This is a genomic window from Duganella callida, from assembly GCF_004614165.1.
GTDB lineage: Bacteria > Pseudomonadota > Gammaproteobacteria > Burkholderiales > Burkholderiaceae_D > Rugamonas > Rugamonas callida.
Genome location: NZ_SPVG01000174.1, coordinates 46,256 through 58,285 on the forward strand (window position 1 = coordinate 46,256; position 12,030 = coordinate 58,285).

Consider the following 12,030-nt stretch of genomic DNA (forward strand, 5'->3'; position numbering starts at 1 on the left):
TAGCGCCTGCGGCCGCCCGCACAGCGGCGGCCGTCCCGCTCTCCGTTAGCCACGGAGCCCTGTAATCTGCTGGAACCACACCATGTTGAGACTCAACGAACTCAAGCTTCCGCTCGACCACAAGGAAGAGGAACTGCCGGCCGCCATCGTCGCGCGCCTGGGCATCGCCACCGCCGACCTGCTCGGCTATACCATCTACAAGCGCAGTTACGATGCGCGCAAGAAAAGCGCCATCGTGCTGATCTATTCGCTCGATATCGCAGTGAATAACGAGGCCGCCGTGCTGCAGCGCCATCATCATGACGCCCACATCATGCCGTCGCCGGACACCAGCTATCAATTTGTCGCCGACGGCCAGGCCATCGCCGCCCGACCGGACTTCCAGCGGCCGATCGTGATCGGCATCGGCCCGTGCGGGCTGCTGGCGGCGCTGATCCTGGCGCAGATGGGCCTGCGCCCGATCATCGTCGAGCGCGGCAAGATCGTGCGCGAGCGCACGGTCGACACCTTCGGCTTCTGGCGCCAGCGCAAGCTGAATCCGGAATCCAACGTGCAGTTTGGCGAAGGCGGCGCCGGCACCTTCTCCGACGGCAAGCTGTACAGCCAGATCAAGGATCCCAAGCATTACGGCCGCAAGGTGCTGACCGAGTTCGTCAAGGCCGGCGCGCCGGAAGAGATCATTTATGTGAGCAAGCCCCACATCGGCACCTTCCGCCTGGTCAAGATGGTGGAATCGATACGCGAAACCATCGAGGCGCTGGGCGGCGAATACCGCTTCGAGAGCAAGGTCACCGACATCGAGATCGAGGAAACTGCCGCTGGCCGCCAGGTCCGCGGCATCACCCTGGACAGCGGTGAAAAGCTGCTCAGCGACCACGTGATCCTGGCGATCGGCCACAGCGCGCGCGACACCTTCGAGATGCTGTACCAGCGCGGCGTCTATATAGAAGCCAAGCCGTTCTCGATCGGTTTCCGCGTCGAGCATCCGCAATCGCTGATCGACACCTGCCGCTTCGGCCCCAACGCCGGCCACCCCATCCTCGGCGCGGCCGACTACAAGCTGGTGCACCATGCCTCCAACGGCCGCGCGGTGTACAGCTTTTGCATGTGCCCGGGCGGCACCGTGGTGGCGGCCGCCTCGGAACCGGGCCGCGTGGTGACCAACGGCATGAGCCAGTACTCGCGCAATGAGCGCAACGCCAACAGCGCCATCGTGGTCAGCATCTCGCCGGAAGTCGATTATCCGGGCCACCCGCTGGCCGGCGTGGCGTTCCAGCGCGACCTCGAAGAAAAGGCGTTTCACCTGGGCGGCGGCAGCTACAACGCGCCGGGCCAGCTGATGGGCGACTTCGTGGCCGGCCGCGCCTCGACCGAGTTCGGCGCCGTGGTGCCCTCGTACAAGCCGGGCATCACCCTGACCGACCTGGCGCAGATCCTGCCGGAGTTTGCCGTGACCGCGCTGCGCGAAGCCTTCCCCGCGTTCGACAAGCAGATCAAGGGCTACTTCAAGCACGACGCCGTGCTGACCGGGCTGGAGACGCGCACCTCGTCGCCGATCCGCATCAAGCGCGACGACCAGACGCTGCAGAGCCTGAACACCAAGGGCCTGTTCCCGGCCGGCGAAGGTGCGGGCTACGCCGGCGGCATCCTCTCGGCCGGCGTCGACGGCATCAAGGTCGCCGAAGCGGTCGCCCTGTCCATGGCCAGATAACATCCGGGGTCAGTTCTGCCAATCGCACACGGCCCCAGCCGTAGGCGAGCCTACGGCTGGGGCCGTGTGCGATTGGCAGAACTGACCCCGGATTTGATCGGCAGCCGCAGCTTCAGGCGGCAGCCGGCGCCGGCCTCGCCCGCCACCGCGACCTGGCCGCCCATCTGGTGCACGATGGTGTAGACGATGTGCATGCCCAGCCCCGAACCGCCCTGCCCGCGCTTGGTGGTGAAGAACGGTTCAAACAGGCGCTCGCGCGCTTCCGCCGTCAGGCCGACGCCGTCGTCGGCAAACTCCGCCAGCAGCCACGCGCCTTCACTCTCCGGCGCCAGCCGCATCGCCAGCGTCACCCGGCCCGGGCCGCCATCGGGATAGCCGTGCTTGGCGGCGTTCATCAGCAGATTCGACAGTACCTGCGACCAGCGCCCCGCATCCAGCCAGAGCCGCAGTTCGGGCGCGATGTCGATATCGACCACCAAGCCCACCTTGCGCAATTCCGGACCGTGCGCCGACACCACGCTCTGCGCATGCTCGCGCAGCGCCACTTCCGACACGTGGGCGCTGCCCTGATCCACCGCCAGCTGCTTGAAGTTGCCGATCAGGTCGGCCGCGCGCGCAAGGTTGCGCTCGATCAGCTGGGCGCCTTCGCGCAAGCGCTGGGCGGTGGCCACCAGCTCGGACCGGCTGACGCGCTCGCCGCCGACGCATTGCAGCAACTGCTCGGCATAGCTGACCATGGTCGAGGCAGCCGTCACGGCGACGCCGATCGGCGTGTTCACTTCATGCGCCACGCCGGCCACCAGCGTGCCCAGCGCCACCATTTTTTCCTGCTCGACCAGGGTGGCCTGGGCCGCCAGCAGCGCGTCGGTGCGGCGCCGGACCTTGGCTTCCAGCTGTTGCTCGCGGTCCTGGTGCTGCAGCTCGGCGGCACCGCGCGCGGCAAAGATCGACAGCAGCGACAGCGCCAGCAGCCGCTTGTCCTCGGACATCGGCCTGGTGTCGATGGCCGCCAGGATGCCCAGGGTCTGCCCCTCGGTGTCGATCATCGGCATGCCGATGTAGCTTTCGGCGCCCATCTCGACCAGCAGGGTGTCCTGCGGATAGTCGCCCTGGATGCCGCGGGCGTGAAAGCACATGCTCTGCCGGGTCACGTCCTGGCATGGCGTGTGACGCAAGCTGTATTCGAGGTTGGCGCCGTAGTCGCCGCCGGCCCATACCGCCAGCGTGCGGATGCCTTCGCCGTCGTCCATGCCGATCACGCGGCCGGCGATCACGTAGGTGACGTCCAGCGCCTGCGCCAGATCGCGCACCAGCAGCCGCAGGAAAGCGTCGCCGCGCACGCGCGCGGTGGACGCCGTGATCGACCGCAGGGCCGCTTCGGCCAGCACCCGGCCGTCGGCCGCATCGAACAGCCGGGCGGCTGCCTTGTCGTTGCTGTCCTCGCTCATCACCTGGCTCCGGTCGCTTAGTCCAGGTCCATTGTAGCGCTAATTTCCGGCTGAACGTGGTTGAATGATTGACAGTCGCCTACCACGTTTACGCCATAATTTGACGAAAACTTTGTGTATTTGTGTAAAAAGCTCGATATTTTTTGAAAAAACCGCAGAAAGTGTTGTTTATTTCAAAGTTGTTACAGAGAATGAATTGACCCGCAATGGTGCAAGTGGTCTGATGAGCACCCTTGAATAATTCATCTTTAAATTATTCATAGTGTAAATTTGAATAACAAAAGTAGCCTGTAGCACCCAAGGAGTTGATTAATGATGATGGAAAAAGTTTTGTCGCGTTCGCTGCGCGTGATGTTCGCCAGCGGCGCCGCAATCATGCTGGCCCAACCGGCAATGGCCCAGGACGCGCCGATGCAGCGCGTGGAAATTACCGGCTCGGCAATCAAGCGTATCGACGCTGAGACCGCCGTACCGGTGACCGTGGTGAAGATGGACGACCTCAAGAAGGAAGGCATCACCACCATCGAGCAAGTGATGGCCAACCTGAGCGTGGCCCAGTCCTCGCAGGGCACCAGCCAGTCGGTCGGTTCCAGCACCGGCGGCGCCTCGTTCGCCGACCTGCGCGGTATCGGCGCCAACAAGACCCTGGTCCTGCTGAACGGCCGTCGCCTGGCCAACAACGCCTTCGACAGCTCGGCGCCCGACCTGAACATGATCCCGTTCGCGGCGCTGGAACGCGTGGAAGTGCTGCGTGACGGCGCCTCGGCGCTGTACGGCTCCGACGCGGTGGGCGGCGTGATCAACTTCATCACCAAGAAAGACTACCAGGGCGGCACCATCACCGTCGGCGCGGACAATCCGCAGCACGACGGCGGCTTCGCCAACAACTTCAACGCCGGCTACGGCTGGGGCGACCTGAACCAGCAGGGCTTCAACATCTTCGCGATGGTGGACCACCAGGAACAGCACCGCATCGGCGGCACCCAGCGCGACTTCAACACCCGCTACGCCGGCGGCCTGTCGTCGTCGACCTTCCCGGCCAACTGGTCGCAAGGCGACCTGGCCGGCAACCCGGCCGGTCCGAACTGCACCACCGGCAGCCACCTGGTGCAAGCCTCGGGCGGCCAGTGCGCGATGACCACCTCGTCCTTCGTCGACTATGTGCCGAAGAGCGAGCGCACCACCGGCCTGATCAAGGGCACCTTCAAGATCAACGAAAACCACGAACTGGGCGTGGAACTGCTGTCGACCGAGAGCAAGGTCCAGACCGCGATCGCGCCGGTGCCATACGGCGGCCTGTACATCAACCGCCTGCGTCCGGACGGCACGGCCAACCCGTACTACCCGCAAGTGGCCGGCCTCGACCCGAACTACATGGACGCCTACGGCGAAGCCACCCCTGGCGTCAAGCCGGGCTTCGTGGCGGCGCGCTGGCGCGACCTGCCGAACGGCGCGCGTCAGGATGAGAACATCAACAAGCAGAACCGTCTGGTGGTGTCGATGACCGGCACCATCGCCGGCTGGGATTACTCGGGCGCGGTCAGCTACAACGAGAACAAGGTCAAGCAGAACCTGTACGGCTACAGCGATGGCGGCATCATCACCAAGGGCGTGCTGGATGGCGTGATCAATACCTTCGGCGAGCAGGACGCCGCCGGCACCGCGCTGATCAACAGCGCCGCCCTGAACGGCAACCTGATGAACGCCAAGGGCACCAACCAAGGCGCCGACCTGAAACTGAGCCGCGAAGTGGGCGACTGGTTCAACACCGGCCACCAGGCTGGCCTGGCCGTGGGCGCGCAGTACGAGCACCAGAAGTTCGAATCCATCGCCAACACCGCGTTCGCGGAAAAAGTGGTGGCCTCGACCGGTACCGACCCGAACACCTACAACGTCGGTTCGCGCAGCGTCTCGGCGCTCTATTCGGAACTGAACGTACCGGTGCTGAAGACCCTGGACCTGACCGCCGCCATCCGCGCCGACCGCTACAGCGACTTCGGCCACACCTACAATCCGAAGGTCGGCTTCCGCTTCCAGCCGACCAAGGAAGTGCTGTTCCGCGGTTCGTACTCGAAGGGCTTCCGCGCGCCGTCGCTGTATGACATCTACGCCTCGAAGTCGTACACCAACTCGGCCAGCACCCTGAACGATCCGCTGAACTGCCCGGCCGGCAATCCGGTGCCCGGCAAGTCGGCCTCGGCCAACTGCGAACAGCAGTTCCAGGTGCTGAAGGGCGGCACCCAGGGCCTGAGCCCAGAGCGTTCGAAGAACGGCACCATCGGCGTGGTGTGGGAACCGATCAACAACCTGTCGCTGAGCGCCGACTGGTGGACCATCCGCCTGACCAACCAGATCGACAGCCTGCAGGACTTCGACGTGCTGGCGCACCCTGACCAGTTCGCATCGCACATCATCCGCAACGCCTCGGGCGACCTGGCGATCGACGGTTCGCAGTGCCCTAACCCGGCCACCTGCGGCTACCTCGACCTGCGCACCCAGAACCTGGGCGACATGAACACCAACGGCGTCGACCTGTCGGCCAACTACCGTCTGCGCACCAAGGACTACGGCAACTTCACCTTCAACTACAACGGCACCTGGGTGCACAAGTACGAGTACCAGAACTACGTCGGCGACCAGATGCACAACAAGGTCGGCGTGTTCTCCGGTGACGGTCCGATCTTCCGCTGGCAGAACACCGTCAACGTGAACTGGAACAAGGGCAAGTTCGGCGGCGGCATCGTGGCGCACTACAAGTCGGGTTACCTGGACCAGGAAGATGAAGATCATCCAGGCCACCGCGTGGCGTCGTACACCACCTTCGACGGTTACGGCACCTGGCAGGTCATGCCTAGCCTGAGCCTGACCGCCGGCGTGCGCAACCTGTTCGACCGTGAACCGCCGCTGTCGTACCAGAGCAATAACTTCCAGGCTGGCTACGATCCGCGCTACACCGATCCAACCGGCCGCACCCTGTACGTGCGCGGCACCTACAACTTCTAAGCGGTTGTCATGAAAAATCCCCGGCGCGCCGGGGATTTTTTTATCTACAGCCAGCCGGCCTTCTTGAAGCGCCGGTGCAGGTACAGGCAGACGCCGACCATCACCGCGATCGCCATCGGATAGCCGTACTTCCATTCCAGCTCCGGCATGAACTTGAAATTCATGCCCCACAGGCCGGCAAACGCGGTGACGATGGCGAAGATCGCCGCCCACGCCGCCAGCCGCTTGTTCACCTCGCTCTCATCGATGGCCACCATCGACAGATTGACCTGGATCGCCGTGGCGATGGTGTCGCGGATGCCGTCCAGCGAGGCCATGATGCGGTACAGATGGTCGTGCACGTCGCGGAAATACTCCTGTGTCTCCAGGCACATCGCCGGCACGCGGCCGCCGTGCAGCCGTCCCACTGCCTCGGTCAGCGGGCCGACCACGTGGCGCACCGCCGTGACCTTGCTTTTCAGCTCGTACAAGCGCTGGATGTTGTCGCGCTGGCGGCCCTGGGTGAAGATCATCTCCTCGATCTTTTCCAGTTCGGATTCGAGCACGTCCAGCACCGGGAAATAGCGGTCCACCACCGCATCCATCAGCGCATACAGCACGAAGGCCGGGCCGAGGCGCAGCATGTGCGGCTCCTTCTCGGCGCGCGCGCGCACGCCGAGGAAACCCTGCTGGCTGTTGCCGTCGCGCGAGGACAGCACATAATTCTGGCCGACGAAAATATCCACCTCGCCGATCTGGATTTCGCCGCCATGGCATTCGATGGTCTTGACCACCACGAACAGCGAATCGCCATACTCCTCGATCTTGGGGCGCTGATGGCCGCGGCTGGCGTCCTCCACGGCCAGTTCGTGCAGGCTGAATTCGGCCTGCATCTCGTTCAACTCCTCCTGGCTGGCGTCGCGCAGCGCCACCCAGACAAAGGTTTCCGGTTTCTCGACATATTCGCTGATATCTTCAACCGGGATGTCGGCCAGTTTCTTACCGTCCTGATAGGCCACACAATTAATCAGCATACTGTTTCCATAAAAAAGAAAAGCTCCAGTCTCACGAAACCAGAGCTTACCTCAAACCAACTCGGGGGTCAGGTCCGGCAACTGGACCTGACCCCCGGCATTGGCGTACTGCGTCGGCGACATGCCGACGTGGCGGCTGAACGCCACGCTGAAGGCGCTGGCCGAGCCATAGCCGACGCTGGCCGCCACCGCGGCCACGCTGCCCTGCTGGCGCAGCAACAACTTGGCGCGCGCCATGCGCCAGCGCAGCAGATATTCCATCGGCGCCAGCCCCACGGCGCGGCTGAAGCGCTCGAAGAACGCCGAGCGCGACAGCGCCGCCCGCTGCGCCAGCTGCGCCACGGTCCAGGGCCGGGTCATGTCCTCATGCAGGCAGCGCAGCGCCGCCGCCAGCCGCTCGTCGGCCAGCCCGCGCAGCAGGCCTGGGGAAGCGCCACCTGCGGCGCTGAAGCGCAGCGCTTCGATCAGCAGCACTTCCAGCAGATGCGCCAGCACCACCTCGCGCCCCGGCCGCTGCGCGCGCGACTCGCCGCTGACCAGCTGCACGATGGTCGACAGGCGCGGTTCGCCGCGCACGTGGATCAATTGCGGCAGCAGCGACAGCAGCAACGCCGCGTCGGGCGCATCGAAGGCGCAGTGGCCAACCAGCAGCAGCGTCTCGGCCGGGCCATCGACGGCGCCGAGGCGGAACGCGCCATTGGGCAATGCCATCGGCGGCGGGTCGATGGCATGCGGGGGCGGCGGCTGCAGACTGGTCATGGTGAAATCATGCGATGCCGGAATCAGCACGAAGTCGCCCTGGCGCAGCGGTAGCGCCTGGCCGTCGGTGGTCAGCAGACTGGCGCCCTCCAGCACCACGCAATAAAACGGCTCGCCCTGGTGCGCGCGGCGCACGCGCCAGGCACCGGCGCCGCCGACGACTTTCGAAAACCGCGCGCGTGGGCGCAGCAGGGTCACGACTTCCGCCAATGGATCAATCATATCCGGACTGACGCTAATGAAATATGGACTGGCAATTGTAGCAAGTCCGGCCGGGCGCGACTACAGTGGGGGCCTGTCCATTTTTTACCGGAGTCCTCATGAAAACCATCCTCATCACCGGCTGCTCGTCCGGTTTCGGCCTCGACATCGCCAGGCATTTTCTCGCGCGCGAGTGGCGCGTGATCGCCACCATGCGCACGCCGGATGCCAGCCTGCTGCCGTCATCCGGGCATCTGCGTCTGCTCGCGCTGGACGTCACCGACGCCGGCAGCATCCGTCAGGCCATCGCCGAGGCCGGTCCGATCGATGTGCTGGTCAACAACGCCGGCATCGGCATGCTGGGCGCGGTGGAAGGCACGCCGCTGGACCTCGCGCGCCAGGTGTTTGAAACCAACACGCTGGGCACCATCGCCATGACGCAGGCAGTGTTGCCGCAAATGCGGGAACGGCGCGACGGCGTGATCATCAACGTCACCTCCAGCGTAACGCTGAAGCCGCTGCCGCTGCTGGCGATTTACACGGGTAGCAAGGCGGCGGTGAACGCCTACACCGAATCGCTGGCGCTGGAACTGGCCGCCTTCGACATCCGCGCCCACCTGGTGCTGCCGGGTCGCGCGCCGAGCACCCGTTTCGGCGCCAATGCGCAGCAACGCATCCGGATTCCGCAAGCCTACGCGGCACTGGCTGAAAAAGTATTTGCGGACTGGTCGCAGCAGACCGCGGTGACGCTGCCGCAAGATGTGGTGACGGCGGTCTGGCGCGCAGCAACCGACGCCGCCACGCCCCTGCGCCTCGCCGCCGGCGCCGACACCGAGGCGCTAACAAGCTAATCCGGGGTCAGGTCTTCCATTGCATCACGGCCTCTGCCGTAGCGGACGCTACGGCAGAGGCCGTGATGCAATGGAAGACCTGACCCCGGAGTTCAGTCGTCCTTGGCGCCGTCGATGCCGAGCTCGGCGATCTTGCGCGTGATGGTGTTGCGGCCGATGCCCAGCCGTACCGCGGCGTCGTTCTTGCGACCGTGGGTGTGCTTGAGCGCGGTGCGGATCAGCGCCGATTCGAACTGCCGCCCCAGCACCGCCATCACTTCCTGCTGTCCGCTGCTGAGCATGCTCGCGGCTTGCGCTTCGAGCAGACCCAGCCAGGCTTCCGGCAGCGGCGCGGCGCTGGACGCCGCCTCCGCCACGGCGTTCACCGTGCCGTGATGCTGGACGCTGTAGGTGTCCGGCGCCTGCGCCGCCGACGCCGTCATGCCGCCGGAGGAACCGCTGTTCTTTTCCTGCGTCAGTTCCAGCGGCAGGTCCTTCACCTCCACCGTCTGCCCCGGCGCCATCACGGTGATCCAGTTGCACAGGTTTTCCAGCTGGCGCACATTGCCCGGCAACTCCAGGCTGCACAGGAACTGCAGCGCGGCATCGCTCATGCGCTTGGCTTCGACGCCCAGCTGTTTCGCGCTCTGCACCAGGAAGTGACGCACCAAAATAGGGATGTCTTCGCGCCGCTCCCTCAAACTGGGCAGACGCAGACGGATCACGTTCAGACGGTGGTACAAGTCTTCGCGGAACAAGCCTTCGCGCACGCGCTGTTCGAGGTTCTGGTGCGTCGCCGTGATCACGCGCACGTTGGCCTTCAGCGGCTGGTGGCCGCCGACGCGGTAGAAATGACCATCCGACAGCACCCGCAGCAGCCGCGTCTGCAGGTCGAACGGCATGTCGCCGATTTCATCGAGGAACAGCGTGCCGTTCTCGGCCTGTTCGAAGCGGCCGCGGCGCGTGGTCTGGGCGCCGGTGAAGGCGCCGCGCTCGTGGCCGAACAGTTCCGATTCCAGCAGGTCTTTCGGGATCGCCGCCGTGTTCAGCGCGATGAACGGTTGCGCCGCGCGCGGCGAGTGCTTGTGCAGCGCGCGCGCCACCAGCTCCTTGCCGGAGCCCGATTCGCCGGTAATCAGTACCGTCACGTTCGATTGCGACAAGCGGCCGATGGCGCGGAAGACCTCCTGCATCGCCGGCGCCTGGCCGAGGATTTCCGGCGTCTCGGCCGGCCCGGTCTCGACATTGGTTTCGCGCAGGCTCTCGTCCAGCGCGCGGCGTATCAGTTCGACCGCCTTGTCGATGTCGAACGGTTTGGCCAGGTATTCGAAGGCGCCGCCCTGGAACGCCGCCACGGCGGAATCGAGGTCGGAAAACGCCGTGATGATGATGACCGGCAGGCCGGGGAAGCGCGACTTCACCAGTTGCAGCAGGTCGAGGCCGGAATCACCCGGCATGCGGATGTCGGACACCAGCACCTGCGGCGTCTCGAATTCCAGCGCGGCGATGGCGTCGCGCGCGTTGGCAAAACTCTTGGTGGCCAGATTCTCCCTGGCCAATGCTTTTTCCAGTACCCAGCGGATCGATTCGTCGTCGTCTACTATCCAGATTGGCTTCATGTGTTATGTGGTTTCCGCGATGGATCGTCAATCAAGGGACTCGGACTTGTCCGGCCGGGCGCGGCTTATGGCAGCGGCAGCAGGATACGGAAGTCCGTACATCCCGGCCGGCTCTCGCACTCGATCACACCCATGTGCTGTTGCACGAAGGTCTGCGCGAGGGTCAACCCCAGACCGCTGCCGCCTTCCCTGCCCGATACCAGCGGGTAGAAGATGCGGTCGCGGATCTGCGGCGCGATGCCCGGTCCGTTATCGATGATATGCAAGTCTAATGCCAGCCCGTAGCGGACCTTGGCCAGCGTCACCTGGCGCGCCACCCGCGTCTTGAAAACGATCTGCGCCTGGCCCGCCTCGATCTGCGCCGACAGCGCCTGCGCGGCGTTGTGCGCGATGTTGAGCACGGTCTGGATCAGCTGCTCCTTGTCGCCGCGGAATTCGGGAATCGAGGCATCGTAATCGCGCAGGATGGTCAGGCCGCTGGGGAATTCGGCCATGATCAGGCTGCGCACGCGCTCCAGCACTTCGTGGATGTTGACGTCGCCGACGATGTGCGGCCGCCGGTGCGGCGCCAGCAGCCGGTCCACCAGCGTCTGCAGCCGGTCGGCTTCCTTGATGATGACCTGGGTGTATTCGCGCAGCTGCACCGCGTGCGCGCCCGGCAGCTCCATCTCCAGCAGCTGGGCGGCGCCGCGGATGCCGCCCAGCGGGTTCTTGATCTCGTGCGCCAGGTTGCGGATCAGCTCCTTGTTGACCTGGCTCTGGTCGAGGATGCGCTCCTCGCGGTCCAGCTTGATGTGCTGCAGGTGCTCGCGCAGTTCGATCAGCACGTGGCACGGCGGATCTTCCAGCGCCGAGACGATGCTGTGCACATGCAGCGGCTCGCGGCCGGCGCGTTCCAGCGTCAGGTCCTGGCGCAGGTCGGAAAACTTGTGCGCGCGCGCCTGGCCGCAGATGTGCTCCAGTTCCTCGGCGTTGAGGAACTGCGCGCTCAGCTTCTGGCGCGACAGCGCCTTCAGCGAGCTTTCCAGCAGGTTTTCGGCGGCGGCGTTGACATAGCTGATGCGTCCTTCCGCATCGAGTATCACCACGGCCGAGGCGAGCAGTTCCAGCCCCGCCAGCGCGGGCGGACGGCTGATGGCGCCGGCGGCGCGGGCAGCGATTTTACTGACTAGGTTCATCGGATATTCGCGATCTCACGTTTCAAGGCTTCGACATTCTTTTCCGAGCGGCTGATGCTGTCGCGCAGCGCCGCCACCCGTTCCTGGTACTTGGCGTAGTTGCGCTCATCGCCACGGCGTTCCGGTTCGCCGTTGTTGTACTCCTGGCGCAGACCCGTCAGCTTGTTCTGCTCATTGCGCAGCTCCTCTTCGAGGATGCCGCGGCGGTCGTCGTCGCGCGCGCGCTGTTCGGCGCTGTCCACGCGCGGGAAGGCGCCCGGCGTGGCGG

The 12,030-nt window shown here is 65.0% G+C and carries 8 protein-coding genes and 1 pseudogene; 3 read left to right on the forward strand and 6 right to left on the reverse strand.

The window, feature by feature from the left end; all coding sequences use genetic code 11:
- Window positions 1–82: 82 nt before the first annotated feature.
- Window positions 83–1,711: an NAD(P)/FAD-dependent oxidoreductase gene (locus E4L98_RS16920; protein WP_135202720.1), complete on the forward strand. Its 1,629-nt coding sequence runs from the start codon at window positions 83–85 to the stop codon at window positions 1,709–1,711.
- A 50-nt stretch (window positions 1,712–1,761) separates the two neighbouring features.
- Here E4L98_RS16920 and E4L98_RS16925 read toward each other — a convergent pair whose 3' ends face one another.
- The gene (locus tag E4L98_RS16925) at window positions 1,762–3,159 is read right to left on the reverse strand and encodes a sensor histidine kinase (RefSeq protein WP_135202721.1); all 1,398 of its coding nucleotides are present in this window, start codon (window positions 3,157–3,159) and stop codon (window positions 1,762–1,764) included.
- Between the two features lie 312 nt (window positions 3,160–3,471).
- On the opposite strand from E4L98_RS16925, the gene E4L98_RS16930 reads away from it, so the two are divergent.
- Window positions 3,472–6,162, forward strand: coding sequence for a TonB-dependent receptor (locus tag E4L98_RS16930; protein ID WP_135202722.1), 2,691 nt, complete (start codon window positions 3,472–3,474; stop codon window positions 6,160–6,162).
- Window positions 6,163–6,206: 44 nt separating this feature from the next.
- On the opposite strand, the gene corA is transcribed toward E4L98_RS16930, so the two are convergent.
- Both corA and E4L98_RS16940 read right to left on the reverse strand, forming a co-directional pair.
- Entirely contained in the window at window positions 6,207–7,175 is a 969-nt protein-coding gene (gene corA, locus E4L98_RS16935) for a magnesium/cobalt transporter CorA (protein WP_135202723.1), read from the reverse strand.
- 51 nt (window positions 7,176–7,226) lie between these two features.
- Window positions 7,227–8,156, reverse strand: a complete 930-nt coding sequence (locus E4L98_RS16940; RefSeq protein WP_135202724.1) for an AraC family transcriptional regulator — start codon at window positions 8,154–8,156, stop codon at window positions 7,227–7,229.
- A gap of 98 nt (window positions 8,157–8,254) precedes the next feature.
- Here E4L98_RS16940 and E4L98_RS16945 point away from each other — a divergent pair, with 98 nt between their 5' ends.
- Window positions 8,255–8,986 (forward strand): SDR family oxidoreductase, encoded by a 732-nt coding sequence (locus tag E4L98_RS16945; RefSeq protein ID WP_135202725.1) that lies wholly within the window; start codon window positions 8,255–8,257, stop codon window positions 8,984–8,986.
- Between the two features lie 92 nt (window positions 8,987–9,078).
- Here E4L98_RS16945 and ntrC read toward each other — a convergent pair whose 3' ends face one another.
- The 3 genes and pseudogenes from ntrC to E4L98_RS16960 form a co-directional block, all read right to left on the reverse strand.
- The gene (gene ntrC / locus E4L98_RS16950; protein WP_135202726.1) at window positions 9,079–10,584 is read right to left on the reverse strand and encodes a nitrogen regulation protein NR(I); all 1,506 of its coding nucleotides are present in this window, start codon (window positions 10,582–10,584) and stop codon (window positions 9,079–9,081) included.
- Between the two features lie 65 nt (window positions 10,585–10,649).
- Window positions 10,650–11,762 (reverse strand): nitrogen regulation protein NR(II), encoded by a 1,113-nt coding sequence (gene glnL, locus E4L98_RS16955; protein ID WP_135202727.1) that lies wholly within the window; start codon window positions 11,760–11,762, stop codon window positions 10,650–10,652.
- Window positions 11,759–12,030: pseudogene (locus E4L98_RS16960) on the reverse strand (DUF4124 domain-containing protein); the annotation flags it as partial. The pseudogene E4L98_RS16960 and the gene glnL, both read right to left, overlap by 4 nt.